The following is a 15,100-nucleotide window of genomic DNA, read 5'->3' as shown; positions in this document are numbered from 1 at the left end:
AGGATCAAACTCTCCAGTTAAACTATTCAAAGCATCAAAAGTCGCCTCGCGGCTCCCCTCAACGCCTCTTTGACGTTTTACCCGACTTGTTTCTTGAGTCACTATTTAGTTTTCAAAGATCAAGAGTTTCATATTGAGAACAGGGCACTTGCTTTTTTATCCCCTCCTCAGCCCGCAAACTCTAAGCTTTTGCGAGCACACTGTCTTCCGAACTCTGAAGACGAGAGCGGTTCTACAGATAACTTTAATGACTGTCAACAGGTATTTTTGAAAAAAAAATCAATAAAATGACTTTTACTGATATTCCAAAAGGATATGTATTATTTTTTTTAAGCCAATCGCCCCCGCAACCCAAGAAAACAGCCTTAGACGGCTCTCAGCGCTTCAAGGGGAACCGATTGGGTGAATGCAACAGCCTATTCATTTTCGCACCACAGACCAAAATGATCAGCAAGTGCGGCATTTGTTTAATAGTCAAACGGTTGTAATATGAAAACCCAAATGAACCGCGGTGAGAATCGGGCGCCAAAGCCGGGGGACGTTAAGTTGTCCTTGCCGATATAGACCGCCTTTCGTTATTTTGCTACAGTGGAGCGAATTAAAGGGGGCGCCATGGAAAAAAGCCGTGCAAAGCATAGAAACGCGAAGTGGAAGATGTTGGTGGGAATCATCTTTTGTACCGCCGGTCTGTTTTCAGGCGGAACTAGCTTTGCCCAACAGTTGACGAATCCATTGACCTTACAGATTCGGGAAAGATTCGCCCCTTCCGCAGATTCCCAACCGGTTATCTGCTCGGGGGAAACTTTTTATGGGTCACTCGTTCTGCCCTGCTTTTACAGCCTCAGAGACTTTGCACCCGCTTGGATATCCGACCAAGGCATCGGAAAAGACGCGGATCATCTTGTAGGGGCAATTCAGAAGGCCGGCTCTGACGGGCTTTCGCCTCAGGACTATCATTTGGAAAAAATCAAGGCATTGCTGACAGAAATCCGTAATGCGAAAACGGATGAATCCGAGATTCCGGTCGCCTCCCTAAGCGAACTGGATTTGCTCCTCTCCGATGCCTTTTTCCAGTTGGCCTCCCACCTGTCAAGCGGCCGAGTAAGTCCTAAGACGGCCGACCCTGAATGGGCCATCGATCCCCGAAAGGTTGATCTCATTCAACTCGCCAACCACGCCCTGAAACACCATGCGATTAAAGAAGTGTTAAATGAATTATCGCCTCAAGATGAGCAGTATTCGCGACTGAAAAAGGCTCTTGCAGATTACCGCCAAATAACTGAAAAGGGCGGGTGGCCCACCATATCCCACGGCCCTAACATTCAGAAGGGGGATCAGGGTGAAAGGGTGTCTGCGTTGCGCATCCGGTTGATCCAGTCCGGTGATCTGAACCCGACCGAAGAATCTGATTCCGAAATCTTCGGCGCCGCTATGGAACAGGCGGTTTTAAAATTTCAAAAAAGATATGGGCTGACCGCGGACGGCGTTGTGGGACCGGCTACTTTGTCAGCCTTGAATGTGTCGGCGGCGGATCGCGTCAAGCAGATTCTGGTCAATATGGAGCGCCTGCGGTGGGGGCCCCGTAACCTTGGCAACCGCCATATTCTGATCAATATCGCTCAGTTTCAGCTAAGGGTGATGGACAATGACACACAGGTTCTCAAAATGCGCGTGGTTGTGGGAAAGGATTATCGGCCCACGCCGGTATTCACGGAACAGCTGTCTTACATGGTGCTGAACCCTTTCTGGCGGATTCCCCACAAACTTGCCGTAGAGGATTTCCTGCCACAAATCAGGGCGGACAAAGACCTTTTTAACAAAAAGCGAATTCGTGTTTTCGAAAGCTGGAAAGACAATGCGCCGGAAATCAACCCGAATTCAGTCAACTGGCACCAGGTGAACGAAAAGAACTTTTCTTACAAACTGGTGCAGGAACCGGGGCCTTTCAATGCGCTGGGACGATTTAAATTCATGTTTCCAAACAAATTCAGTGTCTATCTTCATGATACGCCTTCGAGGCACCTGTTCAAAAGGGAGAAACGAAATTTCAGTTCAGGGTGTATTCGCATTGAAAATCCGGTTGACCTGGCGGTCTATCTCGTAAAGGACAATTCGAATTGGTCCCGCGAAAAGATACTGGAAACCATCAAGCGCATGGAAACAAAGGTAATTCCGATTCAGCAGCCCATTCCGGTTTATATATTGTATTTCACCGCCTGGGTTGATTCGGATGGAACAGCACAATTCAGGGACGATGTATATGGACGTGATCGCCGGTTGTATGCGGCGCTAAAAGAGCCCATCGCCCAACAGCGCCCTAAGCGGCTTTGAACATGGATGTTTCCTCTACCAAGAACGAACAGGTCCAATATCCACATGCACAAAATTACTTTCAGGATAGTACCCCACGCCACCAGCTTTCAAACCAATGGCAATGCGGCGCAACCTGGAAAGCCCGCAGTCCGGCAAGCAAAAGTCGATAGCCTGACCTTTCAGGTGGTAACTTTTTTTAACGACACCCCCACTTTGTCTTCGAAGAAGGGCATTGGTTTCGGGTGATCGATACCCTGAAATAATATGGATTGGTTTTTTGGATAAACTTTTGTTGCAAACATAATACAGAATATCCAATAATTGCGGACTAATAGGCTTTATTTCACCGGAACGGTGGTCGCGAAAAATACAGTTGATTTGTTCCAGTGCATCGGGCTGATATTGCCTATTGGCCCAATAGACCGTTTTAAGGTATTCGTCGGTATGCGTATTGTAAAATGCAAGGGATCTTTCGGGGAGGGCTTTATGGGCTGCTCCGGCAAAAAGGCTGACTGGTCTGAACAAGGCGCACGACGCGAAAAATCCGATTTTCAAGAAATGCCGACGGCTGTATTTGAAGTTATCTCCGAATCGCATAGTTCCTTTTATCCTTGAGGACGGCGGTATATGGCCCATGACTATACCTGTTACAAGCTCGGTAAGTAAAGACCAAATTGTTTGTAAGAGATAATGCAATAAAAATGCCACAAGTTGTCGAAAAAAAAGCTGCCGGTCAATGTCCCTGTGACGTGCGGGGGAAACGAGCAAGTTGAAGCAGCGTCAAAATTCCACTGCCATTGGCGCCAACAACTCATCAAGCGAGAGGTGGCGCATGGAACGCTCTGAAATCAACGATGCTTTGGCAAATTGAATCTTTAGGGGGTTGAAAAAATTCAGATCGAGAAGATCGCGAGGCTTCGCCGATTAACCACCACTAAAGGCGGGGTTGTGTTTTTCAGCAAGGTGAGCTGTGAGAATCTGTATGCCATTGTTGACGGACAGGTATTCTTGAAACGGTCTATCGACCTAAGCACCGGTAAAGATAGTGTCTCCTCTGAATAAGCGCGCTTTGTCGCAATGACCACAAACACACGGTGGGGGGACAATCGCCTAATCGACAAAAAATGTTTCACCGTGTTTTATATCAATCAGACGGTCCAGCAAGCCCTCTTTTTGGAGAGCCATTTTTATATCACGTGGCGGAAAATGTACCGGCTCATCTCCCAACTGGAAGGTTCCCCAATGCACAATCATCAAGCGCTTGGCCTTTAATTCGGTAAAGGCCTGCACCGTCTCCATCGGGTTGGTGTGGCTCTGGGCCATAAACCAGCGAGGCTCATAGGCCCCCAGATTGAAGATGGCAAGATCAATATCGAATTGATCGCCGATCTGCTCGAAACCGTCAAAATAGGCCGTATCGCCTGACACATAAATAGTGAATCCGCTTTGGGTTTCAAGCAGGAACGAGCCCCACAGGGACCGATTGGGGCCTTCCAGCGGATTGCGCATCGTCCAGTGATTGGAAGGTAATAATGTCACTCGCCGTTTGTCGCTTTCGATTGTTTCGTACCAATCCAACCGGCTGCGGTTTTTCATTCCCAGGTGGCGGAACACACCGTCGTATCCCAGGGGGCTGATCACATGCGTACCCGATTCAAAATGTCTTAAAGAACCGGTATCCAGATGATCAAAATGACCATGGGTGATCAAAATGTGGTTGGCCTCGGGAATCTGCCTCAAGCCAAACTGACGCGGAGTGAAATCTTTTAAAAAGAACCCGATATCATCAAATACCGGATCAATATAATAGGTTTGTTCACGGTCTTTTATTATCAGCCCGGCGTGTTTCAGGAAAGTGATGGAGAGACCCGAGTGATTTATGACAGGCAGCCAATTGATGTCGATCGGTTGGATCGGTTGTTCGTCGATAAACTTTTCAAACGCATTGCCACTGAATTTCCATCGGATTAATTCCCAGAACCGTCCTTTCAGTGGGACTCCGAAGGGGTTTAAAAAGCGGCCGTTGCCGTGATGCAGTTTTTTTAGCGCCAACTCTTTTAAACTGCGCCCGCTCAGCGGCGTATAATGCGCGGGTATCTCTGCCGCATCACGGGACGCACCTATCGACGTTAAAGGCGCCAGCAGCCGCATCATCACCAGAGACTGCATTCCCCGTACCATATGGTTAATAAACTTCCGGCGTGTCATAATTTCTATCATCCGAAGCCCGTCAACCAGGGAAAAATTGACTATTTCCCCAATCAGAAAACCAATAAAAAAGGCTTACGAATTAACCGCAAGCCATTGATTTTACTGGTCGGGGCGAGAGGATTTGAACCTCCGACTTCCTGCTCCCAAAGCAGGCGCGCTGCCAGACTGCGCCACGCCCCGACATATACGGGCCGGGTTGTTACCATGCTTTTATTATTGGCGCAAGTCTATTGACGAGATAATCGACCGGATCAAGGGCGCAATTCACCGCCGCCTCGCTTGAAAATATCCGCTTTGCGGGCACCTCATAATAAACGGCAGCAAAACAGGCAGTATGGTATATCGGATACCCAACGGCTGGTTATCTTTTTTACAATATCTTGACATAACAAGCGCTTTCTAAATTTTCTTGACACCAACCGGGTTTGATATTATTTTCCGAATGGCACTTTGTTGACTATTTATTATATTTTCCAATAAAGTCAAGGTGCTGGCGCCATTCTCTGTTCATCTTCGCGGCTTTGCGGCAATCCTCTCCTCGCGGAAGGGTTCCCTTGGGTAAAAAATGAAAGGATCCTTTTTCTCCCATCGGTTCACTGCAAACTCGATGAAAATCGGTACCCACGCAGTTATAGATACCGCCGAATGCAGAATGCCGCCTGTTAAAATATTATAGACTGTTTTTTGAAATTGACACAATAGCAGAACAACTCTTTGCGAGAGTGGCGGAATTGGTAGACGCACTGGACTTAGGATCCAGCTCTGGCAACAGAATGGGAGTTCAAGTCTCCCCTCTCGCACCAAACCATTTTTTTTCCAGAATGCCTGAGGACGATGCGCTTCAGGCATTTGGCTGTTAAAGGCCGCCAAGAAAGGATGATCATGCAAGTATCACTTGAGGACGTAAGCTCTGTTAAAAAGATTTTACATATTGAGCTTTCCGCCGATAAAATCAAACAAGAGCTGGATAGTGCCTATAATGATTTAAAAAAAACAGCTAAAGTCAAAGGCTTTCGCCCCGGCAAGGCGCCCCGCGGTGTTTTGGAAAGGCTTTATGGCAAGGACGTCCATTCCGATGTTTCCGCTAAACTTATTCAAACCTCTTTCATGGATGCTTTAAAGCAGAGCGACTTGAATATCATCGGCACGCCGGAAATCGACCCCCCGGAACTCGACCCATCCGGCCCGTATAAATATGATGCCGTGGTAGATGTTCATCCTGAAATCGCCGATATTGATTTCAAGGGCTTGACGCTGAAAAAAACGAACTATACCGTGGATGACGAATCGGTGGAACGGCAACTGAAGATGCTGCAGAAAAATATGGCACAGCTTAAACCCATCGAAACGGCTCGTCCCGCTCAAACCGGTGATTTTTTGCTAATTGATTATGAGGGGTTTCAGGACGGCAAGCCATTCAGCGAAACCCAAAAAACTGAAAATTTCACGATGGAGCTGGGAAAAAACATTATCGCCAAGGAAATTGACGATCAGATTCCCGGTATGAATGCGGGAGAAAGCAAAGAAATTCGGGTAACATTTCCCGATGATCATGCCAATGAAAAGCTCGCCGGTCAAACCGTTGATTTTCAAGTGACCCTCAATGAAATCAGGGAAGAACTCCTGCCCGCCATAGATGATGAATTGGCTAAAAAACTGGGGCCTTTTGAATCCTTGGAAAACCTTAAACAAACCATTCGCGACAACCTCAATCAAGGGTATGAAAAGCGCACGGAACAGGAACTCAACGAACAAATCTTTACAAGCCTGATTGAAAAATCCTCGTTTGAAGTACCCGCCCCGCTCATTGAGTATGAATTGGATCATATCATTTCGGATACGGAACGATCCTTTGCCCAACGCAATCTCACATTGGAAGAAGTTGGACTCTCAAGGGATATGATGGCCAAAACATACCATGATGTTGCCGAAAAACAGGCGCGCAGGCATATGATTCTATCCAAAATCGTTTCCCAGGAAAAGCTGACCGTCGCTGAGGATGAGACCGACAACGGCATTCGCGAGATGGCGGATGCCTATCAGCAACCGTTCGAGGAACTGAAGAAATTTTTTGTCTCGCAGCCAGACCGTTTATCGTTTTTTAAAGAAACCCTGCTTGAAAAAAAGGCCATACAACTTATAATTGATAATAATGAGGTTGAAACAGTTGCGCCGGATGAAACGGCTGAAACGGACACCCCATAATCAGGGGTTGGCGCAACGTTTTGTTGCTCCAACCCAAATAAAGCGATATGCTGGTTAAAATGTTATTGGCCTTTTCCTGAAGGCGTACTGATAAAAGGAGGACTTTGTGCCGTTAATACCCATGGTCATCGAACAGAGCAGTCGGGGCGAGCGCGCCTACGACATTTATTCCAGACTTCTCAAAGACAGAATTATTTTCCTGGGCACGGCCATCAATGATGAAGTCGCCAATCTCCTGATCGCCCAGTTGCTTTTCCTGGAGTCGGAAGATCCCGATAAAGATATTAATTTTTATATTAATTCTCCAGGTGGCGTGGTAACCGCCGGCATGGCGATCTATGACACGATGCAATACATCAAACCCGACATCGCGACCGTCTGCATCGGTCAAGCCGCCAGCATGGGAGCTGTGCTGCTTGCCGCTGGCAAGGCTGGCAAACGTTATTCCCTGCCCAATTCCAGAATTCTTATTCATCAACCCATGGGCGGCTTTCAGGGGCAGGCATCCGATATTGCCATACAGGCCAAAGAAATTCTGCGAATGAAAGAAACACTGAACCAGATTCTGGCGTCTCATACGGGCAAAGATATCACAGCGATTCAAACGGATACAGATCGTGATTTTTTCATGTCGGGCCTGGAAGCCAAGGAATATGGCCTTATTGATCATGTTATCACCAATCGGGATGATCTGGACAAAATAGCGTGACCGCCCTTCCATGCGGGCGGGCAGCCCTTGGGGCCGAAAACCGCCAAGGGGAAAGAGACGAACTGTCTCTAATTAATTAAGATTACAACCGTTTGCTCAGCGCGCGGTTGGTTCCAAAACAACCAACGGAGGTATAACATGGCCAAAAAAGGAGACGCTGGTGACAACCTTTTTTGCTCTTTTTGCGGAAAAAATCAGAAAGAAGTAAAAAAGCTCATTGCCGGCCCCGCGGTCTATATCTGCGATGAATGTATTCAGCTTTGTGGCGAAATTATTGATGAAGAAAGCGAGAAAGACGCCCAAAAGCTGGTACACTCCCTGTTGCCAAAAGATATTAAAGCGAAACTCGATGAATATGTCATCGAACAGGATGCCGCTAAAAAAGTTCTGGCAGTCGCCGTTCACAACCATTACAAGCGGCTTGACACCATGGTCAACACGGGCGATGTTGAACTCCAAAAAAGCAACATCCTTTTGATCGGCCCCACCGGATGTGGAAAAACGCTTCTGGCCCAAACCCTGGCACGTTTTTTAAACGTTCCGTTTACCATTGCCGATGCCACCAGCCTCACGGAAGCCGGTTATGTCGGCGAGGATGTTGAAAACATCATTTTATCCCTGCTTCAGAAAGCCGACTATGATGTTGAAAAAGCCAAACGCGGCATTGTCTACATTGATGAAATCGACAAAATTGCCAGCAAATCGGACAACCCGTCCATAACAAGGGATGTATCAGGCGAGGGTGTGCAACAGGCGCTGCTTAAAATCATCGAAGGCACCACGGCCAGCGTTCCACCCAAAGGTGGCCGAAAGCATCCCCAGCAGGATTTTGTGAAGGTGGATACCACCAACATTTTGTTTATCTGCGGAGGCACCTTCAACGGGCTCGATAAGATTATCGAACGCCGCCTTGGGGCTAAATCTCTAGGCTTCGGCGCCAAAATCGTTAAAAAAAGCGACCGCACCCCCGGTGAGACCCTGCAGATGGTTCAGTCCGAAGACCTGATCAAATATGGCCTCATTCCGGAATTTTTAGGACGACTGCCCGTTGTCGCCACCTTGGGAGAGCTAAATGAGCCGGCCCTCGTGCGAATCCTCACCGAACCCAAAAATGCCCTGATCAAACAATTCAAAAAGTTGTTTGAACTGGAAGGGGTCAATTTAAGGTTCACGGACAGTGCGTTAACAGCGGTGGCCTCCGAGGCGATCAAGCGCAAATCCGGCGCACGCGGGCTTCGCGCCATTATAGAAGAAAGCATGCTCGAAATCATGTATGAAATTCCTTCCATCGAAAATGTGAAAGAATGCGTCATCGGAGAAGATGTCATTCTGCACAAGGAACAGCCGATACTGCTTTATGAGCAAACCCAAAAACAGGCTTGAAGATTGCCGTAGGGGACAATGGTAACTATACCCAAATTTTTCAAACAGGATGACACCGTGCCGGCCAGGGAAATCCTTCCCCTGCTGCCGCTGAGAGATATTGTTGTCTTCCCTCACATGGTCGCTCCGCTTTTTGTCGGCCGCGATAAATCCGTAAAAGCACTTACGGATGCCATGAACCGGGACAAACACGTCTTTTTATCCACGCAAAGAAAGGCGGGCATCGATCAGCCGAAAGAGAAAGACATTAATACGATCGGCACCATCGGCTCGGTACTGCAGTTGCTTCGGCTTCCGGATGGAACCGTCAAAGCACTCGTAGAGGGCAAGCAACGCGCAATGATTCATCAGTTTATCCCCGGAAGCGACTTTTTTCGGGTTGAAGTCGAGCCCTTGCTCTCTCCCGATGAATCCAAGGTTGAAATTGAGGTCTTATGCCGGGCGACGTTAGAAAGCTTTGAAAATTACGCCAAACTCGATAAAAGCATCTCCAAAGACCTTATACGGAACATCAATGCCATTACCGATCCTTCGCGGCTATCAGATACGGTGGCAGCTCATTTTTCATTTAAAATTCCGGATAAGCAACGCTTGCTCGAAACCGTCTCGCCTGCTAGACGGCTGGAAATTCTGGTGGAGCTGATTAAACTTGAAACCGAGATTTTTCAGGTGGATCAGCGTATTAAAGGGCGCGTCAAAAAGCAGATGGAGAAGACCCAGAAGAATTATTATTTGAATGAGCAGATGCGGGCGATCAAAAAGGAGATGGGCTCCGATGATGATATGGCCGACGAGCTCAACGAGCTGGAAAAACGCATCAAACGAAAGAAGCTTTCCAAAGAAGCGGCCATGAAAGTCCGCCAGGAGTTTAAAAAACTCAAACTCATGACACCCATGTCCGCTGAAGCCACCGTGGTGCGCAATTACATCGACTGGTTGATCAGCCTGCCCTGGTTCGAAAAAAGCAGGGTTCAAAAAGATATAGACAAGGCTGAGGAAATTTTAAACGAAGACCATTACGGCCTTGAAAAGCCCAAAGAGCGCATACTGGAATATCTGGCGGTACAATCCCTGGTAAAGAAAATTCGGGGACCGATTTTATGTCTTGTCGGCCCGCCGGGCGTTGGAAAAACCTCTCTGGCAAAGTCCGTGGCCCGAGCCACGGGAAGGCAATTTGTTCGCCTATCCCTGGGGGGTGTCCGCGATGAAGCCGAAATTCGGGGGCATCGACGTACCTACATTGGCGCGCTGCCCGGAAAAATTATTCAATCCCTTAAAAAGATCGGCGTCAACAACCCGGTCTTTTGCCTCGATGAAGTGGATAAAATGAGTATGGATTTCAGGGGGGATCCGTCCGCGGCGCTGCTGGAAGTTCTCGATCCGGAACAAAACTACAATTTCAACGACCACTATCTTGATGTCGACTATGATCTTTCCGATATTCTGTTTATCACCACGGCCAATACCCTTCCGGATATTCCGCTGCCGCTTCAGGATCGAATGGAAGTTATTCGGCTACCGGGTTACACGGAATTGGAAAAATACAGCATCGCCGAACATTTTCTGATTCCCAAACAGATCAGCGCCAACGGGCTTGAAAACATTCAGCTTCAGTTCTCTAAAAATGCGGTCATGACCATCATTCGCGCCTACACCCGGGAAGCGGGAGTCAGAAACCTGGAACGTGAAATCGCGGCCATCTGCCGAAAGATAGCCCGCGAGGCGCTGAAACGCGGTGAAAAGAGTGTTTTTTCCGTCAACACCAACTCCATACAAAAGTACTTGGGGCCCGCACGTTTCAAGCATGGCCAGGTAGAGGAAACCGACCAGATCGGTATGGTGACCGGATTGGCCTGGACACAGGTGGGCGGTGAGCTGCTCTGCGTGGAAGCGTTGATTATGCCGGGAAAAGGCGATCTGATCATCACCGGCAAGCTCGGTGATGTCATGAAAGAATCGGCCCAGGCTGCCGTAAGCTATGTGCGCTCCCGCGCCGAGAATTTGAAGCTCGATAAGGCGTTTAATAAAAAGGTCGATATTCATATTCACATTCCGGAAGGCGCCATTCCCAAAGACGGTCCTTCTGCCGGTATCTCCATGTGTACCGCCATCACTTCGGCACTGACCAGAAGTCCCGTGCGCCATGAAATTGCCATGACCGGCGAAATCACCCTTCGGGGCCGGGTGCTGCCGATTGGCGGCTTAAAAGAAAAAGTGCTTGCCGCACACAGGGGGGGAATTAAAAAAGTCATCATTCCCAAAGAAAACGAAAAAGACCTCAAAGACATTCCGGGTAGCATTTCCAAACAGATAGAAATTCTACCAGTGGAACATATGGATGAGGTTCTCTCATATGCACTGATCACAAAAGAGGGCCAAATTGCATTTCAACAAGTTGATATCCCTATGGATATAGCTGGAAAAGAAGCGCCCAAAGAAACACCGCTGATTTAACATCGTAGCGCTTTTTTGCTTTTTTTGCTTGACATGCTTACTTATTACTGGTAGTCAGACGTTTCCTTCCCGAAGGAGAAGATTTGTGGGCGGGTAGCTCAGTTGGGAGAGCATCGGCCTTACAAGCCGAGGGTCACAGGTTCAAGCCCTGTTCCGCCTACCATATGAACGCGACAGGGCAACTTTCTGTTATCCCATTTTAAATAAGGGGGCGTAGCTCAGTTTGGTTAGAGCGCTGGCCTGTCAAGCCAGAGGTCACGAGTTCAAGTCTCGCCGTCCCCGCCACAAAAAAATCAAGGGGTTAAGATGAAAATCTTAGCCCCTTTTTCTTTGGGTGAAAATCCTTTTCCAACCAAATTTCCAACCTGCTGCAAAGAAACATCCTTTTCGGGTGGATTAACCGTGCGACATCACCCACGCCTAAAAAAACGCTTCAACCCCACTTTCTTCCGATCACTCTCCGGACCATGACCTGAACCCGTACCCACAACCTTCCCCAAACAATCCAGCTTGACACCCCGTGCCCAGGCCGGATAGCCTGATCAAGACCCCTGATTAAAAAAAGGAGGATAGCCCATGGACAGATTCGCCGAATTGAGGAAGGAATATCTGAAGAATCGAGACAAGAAATTTTACAAGGAACTGAAGGTTGCAAAGGACCTGGAACGCCATTGTCTGGAAAGGAGCAGACAGGCGCAGGAGCGGAAAAACCAGTTGATGGAAAGCGGCCTGAGGGATTACGAGGCGGACGAAATAGTAAGAGCGGAGATCTGCCAGGGATAACCGATTACCGGATTACCGGGAAGGATGCGCTCAGGGCAGGCAAGCCGGAATCAATCAGCGAGGCAAGGCCGCAAATCAGATCATCCTTTTATGATATTCATGCCGGCCACCTTTCCTTTGAAATGGCATGGGGCGGCAAATAGGTTGTCGGAAGGAAAGGTCTGGCTGAGAATACACACAGAGCACTTCATCTCACTTTCATTTCCGACATAGAAATAACAAAGGCCGCAATCGCGCATAATCTTACCGGCCTTAGTTTACCGGGGATAGATGCGAATCGCAGCCTTCTTGATTCAAAATTAACCGAATGGTAGGTGAAAGTCAATTAAGAGCAACCATCGTTAAGAGCACCATCATCAATTTTTTCAGAATTAACCGTTCCGGCGTATTTGATAATTTTATTTATCGGGCTGCCACTGGTTACCATTGCTAAAAATATGACACCACGGTCAGGACGAAAATCCGTTCATACCCAAATGCCCCTGATGGAAAGCCGGCCTATGTTTAATTTGCCGCCGCAAATCATCCAATACCCTCGTCAAATGTTTCTGCCGATCCGCCGGCCAATCCGGGCAGAGAGCGGATAACACCATTACTCCGGATTTTAAATTGTAGGCTTTCTTTTTGAAATTATTATCATATCAAAGGGCTGGAATGTAGCTGTGACCCATCAACCCTATCTCCATCTCCGTTTTTGGACTGAAAAGCCGTGAACCGGGCTTGCGGCATTGGGATTGGGCGTTTGAATTCGCCCCTGCTCTATTTCCTCTTGACTGCGTACCCGTAAGGAGGCGGCCAAATCGGCTCCTCCCCCAGTTCGTGTTGAGCCTTTAGAGCCCAGTAGGGCTCTCGCAACAACTCACGGCCGATGAACACCATGTCAGCATCTCCGCCAGTCAAGATCTCATCGGCATGATAAGCTTCGGTGATCAACCCAACACCGCCCGTCCTGATATTCGCCCCGTCGCGAATTCGGCGGGATAGCGGAATCTGATAACCCCTTGCCACCGGGACTTGCGCATTCGGGACCAATGCCCCGGAAGAGACATCGATCAGGTCAACCCCGAGGTTTTTCGCGTGACGAGCGAACACGACTGACTGCTCAATATCCCAGCCGCCGTCCACCCAGTCGGTCGCCGAGATACGCATGAACAGCGGCAGAGCATCGGGCATCACGTTGCGAAGGCGCTCGGCGACCCGCAAGGGCAGTCGCATTCGATTCTCCAGACTCCCACCATATCGATCTGCCCGATGGTTGCTCAGAGGGGACAAGAATTCATGTAACAGGTAACCGTGGGCTGCGTGAATCTCGATCACCCGGAACCCTGCATTGAGTGCTCTGCGAGCGGCTGTCTCAAAGGCGGCAACAATGCCGTCGATCCCTACCTCATCGAGTTCCACCGGGACCGGATAGCCATCGGCAAACGGAAGCGGGCTGGGGCCGATAACGGTCCAGCCGCCGCTTTCAGGCGTTTTGAGGCTGGCACCGCCCAAGAACGGCCGCTCGCAACTTGCCTTTCGCCCGGCATGAGCCAATTGAATGCCGGCGACGGCACCCTGGGAGTGGATAAAACGGGCAATCCGGGCCAGCGGCTCAACATGTTTGTCGTCCCAAATGCCCAGGTCACCGGGAGAGATGCGGCCATCGCGAGTTACGGCGGTCGCTTCCACCATCACTAGTGCGGCCCCACCGACCGCTCGGCTGCCGAGATGAACAAGGTGCCAGTCGTTTGCCAACCCCTCTTCGGCACTGTACTGGCACATGGGCGACATGACGATGCGATTACGAAAGGTGACAGCGCGGATACTCAGCGATCTGAATAGATGCGTCCCGGTCATTTCCCGGTCATATTCCGTTTCGTCCATGTCGCTGTGCGACGGGCCGGGAAGGCCCCGCGGTCGGTTTGCGTTTTGGTTTCTTCTTGTCATGAGTTTCTCCTGGAGCAGGAATTTGCGGGTGATCGCAATCCGCCGAATGGCAAAAATCAGCTGCGATTTTACAATTTGGCAGCATTTGTATTGTTAGAATTTTCAATCTATTTTTTCTTCCGCTTGTCACGAACATAAAGGGCCTTTGAGTTGGTGGTGCATATTTGCCGTACATTGAGATTATAACAAGAAAATCGGATAGGTGAAAAACCGGTTTTACTTTGCAATTGCCTGGAATTAGGACTGCCCGCAGAGCATTTCAATATATTGTGATCAATCAAAATGGATTGGCAAATGGAGTTTACAACATTCCAATATCACACCATATTATTCTCTTATCGCAGAGTTGGGTCAGGCTGTGATCTTCATCAGATACCAAAACTCGACTTCATCCGTTTGCAATTTTGGCGGCTTTTGTGAAATGGCACTGAGGAAATCCTGAACATCCGTAAAACTGACTTCCAATTTCGGGGCCTTTTCTAACGGTTCTCAAAACGAGACCACGGCCGCATTTAGGGCAAACGCCATCGTCTTGGTGTCTCTCCTTCAGTGATTGAAGGTGAGCCTTTTTTGTGTTCCAGGTCGCTGGGAGACGGCCGGTCATGATAGCTTCACCGATTTGGACGACTTCATCATCTGTGAACATTATCTTCGACTTGGATTTAACATACTTGGTCCAGCCGCGCATCATGACATTTTCCGGCATAGGTGTCTTGAATTCACACTCTCCCCAAAACATCACCACGGAATAAATCTTGGAGTGGTCTATACCAAGAAACGCAGATAACGCTTTTGTGTGTCTGAAATTCTGCCGCAATGGATTCTGGAACTGATATTTTTTCCCATTAAGGGCTTGTGTCCATTTTGCAGCTTTTTCATCCCCAAAAATCCAACCTTTTAAATTTTTAACCTCAATGACAAAAATCCCGAATTTGGAAACGATTATCTGATCAATTTGCGTGGTGCCACTGTTTGTATTAATGGTGACGTTGTTAAAATCTTTATAAATTTCACTATCGAGAAACAGTTTTTTGGACAACCACCCAGTTAACTCGCCATCGAAACCTTTTATAGAAGAAAAAATTGACATCAAGGCACCTTGATCAAATATGG

The 15,100-nt window shown here is 48.4% G+C and carries 10 protein-coding genes and 4 tRNA genes; 9 read left to right on the top strand and 5 right to left on the bottom strand.

Annotated elements, in window-relative coordinates; translation table 11 throughout:
- Positions 1 to 612 precede the first annotated feature (612 nt).
- Entirely contained in the window at positions 613 to 2,331 is a 1,719-nt protein-coding gene (locus RBT11_03675) for a L,D-transpeptidase family protein (GenBank protein ID MDX9785850.1), read from the top strand.
- A gap of 15 nt (positions 2,332 to 2,346) precedes the next feature.
- On the opposite strand, the gene RBT11_03670 is transcribed toward RBT11_03675, so the two are convergent.
- From RBT11_03670 to RBT11_03660, 3 genes are all read right to left on the bottom strand, one after another.
- A complete protein-coding gene (locus RBT11_03670) occupies positions 2,347 to 2,868 on the bottom strand; it encodes a DUF882 domain-containing protein (GenBank protein ID MDX9785849.1) in 522 nt (173 codons plus the stop codon).
- Between the two features lie 555 nt (positions 2,869 to 3,423).
- Positions 3,424 to 4,521: an MBL fold metallo-hydrolase gene (locus tag RBT11_03665; GenBank protein ID MDX9785848.1), complete on the bottom strand. Its 1,098-nt coding sequence runs from the start codon at positions 4,519 to 4,521 to the stop codon at positions 3,424 to 3,426.
- Positions 4,522 to 4,627: 106 nt separating this feature from the next.
- Positions 4,628 to 4,704, bottom strand: a tRNA-Pro gene (locus RBT11_03660).
- A 536-nt stretch (positions 4,705 to 5,240) separates the two neighbouring features.
- On the opposite strand from RBT11_03660, the gene RBT11_03655 reads away from it, so the two are divergent.
- The 8 genes from RBT11_03655 (at position 5,241) to RBT11_03620 (ending at position 12,058) form a co-directional block, all read left to right on the top strand.
- A tRNA-Leu gene (locus RBT11_03655) sits at positions 5,241 to 5,327 on the top strand.
- A 79-nt stretch (positions 5,328 to 5,406) separates the two neighbouring features.
- Positions 5,407 to 6,729, top strand: a complete 1,323-nt coding sequence (gene tig, locus RBT11_03650) for a trigger factor (protein ID MDX9785847.1) — start codon at positions 5,407 to 5,409, stop codon at positions 6,727 to 6,729.
- Between the two features lie 106 nt (positions 6,730 to 6,835).
- Entirely contained in the window at positions 6,836 to 7,438 is a 603-nt protein-coding gene (gene clpP / locus RBT11_03645) for an ATP-dependent Clp endopeptidase proteolytic subunit ClpP (GenBank protein ID MDX9785846.1), read from the top strand.
- Between the two features lie 138 nt (positions 7,439 to 7,576).
- Positions 7,577 to 8,821, top strand: a complete 1,245-nt coding sequence (clpX, locus tag RBT11_03640) for an ATP-dependent Clp protease ATP-binding subunit ClpX (GenBank protein ID MDX9785845.1) — start codon at positions 7,577 to 7,579, stop codon at positions 8,819 to 8,821.
- 18 nt (positions 8,822 to 8,839) lie between these two features.
- Positions 8,840 to 11,275: an endopeptidase La gene (lon, locus tag RBT11_03635; protein MDX9785844.1), complete on the top strand. Its 2,436-nt coding sequence runs from the start codon at positions 8,840 to 8,842 to the stop codon at positions 11,273 to 11,275.
- 87 nt (positions 11,276 to 11,362) lie between these two features.
- Positions 11,363 to 11,438 (top strand) — tRNA-Val (locus tag RBT11_03630).
- Positions 11,439 to 11,482: 44 nt separating this feature from the next.
- Positions 11,483 to 11,560: transfer RNA gene (locus RBT11_03625), tRNA-Asp, on the top strand.
- A gap of 291 nt (positions 11,561 to 11,851) precedes the next feature.
- The gene (locus tag RBT11_03620) at positions 11,852 to 12,058 is read left to right on the top strand and encodes a TnpV protein (protein ID MDX9785843.1); all 207 of its coding nucleotides are present in this window, start codon (positions 11,852 to 11,854) and stop codon (positions 12,056 to 12,058) included.
- Positions 12,059 to 12,817: 759 nt separating this feature from the next.
- Here the strand turns inward: RBT11_03620 and RBT11_03615 are convergent.
- Together RBT11_03615 and RBT11_03610 are read right to left on the bottom strand one after the other, a co-directional pair.
- On the bottom strand, positions 12,818 to 13,987 hold the full coding sequence (locus tag RBT11_03615; protein MDX9785842.1) for an NADH:flavin oxidoreductase/NADH oxidase: 1,170 nt from the start codon (positions 13,985 to 13,987) through the stop codon (positions 12,818 to 12,820).
- 388 nt (positions 13,988 to 14,375) lie between these two features.
- Positions 14,376 to 15,077: an NERD domain-containing protein gene (locus RBT11_03610; protein MDX9785841.1), complete on the bottom strand. Its 702-nt coding sequence runs from the start codon at positions 15,075 to 15,077 to the stop codon at positions 14,376 to 14,378.
- Positions 15,078 to 15,100 lie beyond the last annotated feature (23 nt).

Source organism: Desulfobacterales bacterium (assembly GCA_034003325.1).
GTDB lineage: Bacteria > Desulfobacterota > Desulfobacteria > Desulfobacterales > JAFDDL01 > JAVEYW01.
The sequence above is the reverse complement of the archived record's forward strand: the minus strand, read 5'-3'. Positions and strand labels throughout refer to the sequence as shown.

Bases quoted from the DNA above. Each gene is read 5' to 3' on its own strand.
- RBT11_03675 (MDX9785850.1), top strand. From the start codon at position 613: ATGGAAAAAAGCCGTGCAAAGCATAGAAACGCGAAGTGGAAGATGTTG.
- RBT11_03665 (MDX9785848.1), bottom strand. From the start codon at position 4,521: ATGACACGCCGGAAGTTTATTAACCATATGGTACGGGGAATGCAGTCT.
- tig (MDX9785847.1), top strand. From the start codon at position 5,407: ATGCAAGTATCACTTGAGGACGTAAGCTCTGTTAAAAAGATTTTACAT.
- clpX (MDX9785845.1), top strand. From the start codon at position 7,577: ATGGCCAAAAAAGGAGACGCTGGTGACAACCTTTTTTGCTCTTTTTGC.
- lon (MDX9785844.1), top strand. From the start codon at position 8,840: ATGGTAACTATACCCAAATTTTTCAAACAGGATGACACCGTGCCGGCC.
- RBT11_03620 (MDX9785843.1), top strand. From the start codon at position 11,852: ATGGACAGATTCGCCGAATTGAGGAAGGAATATCTGAAGAATCGAGAC.
- RBT11_03615 (MDX9785842.1), bottom strand. From the start codon at position 13,987: ATGACAAGAAGAAACCAAAACGCAAACCGACCGCGGGGCCTTCCCGGC.
- RBT11_03610 (MDX9785841.1), bottom strand. From the start codon at position 15,077: ATGTCAATTTTTTCTTCTATAAAAGGTTTCGATGGCGAGTTAACTGGG.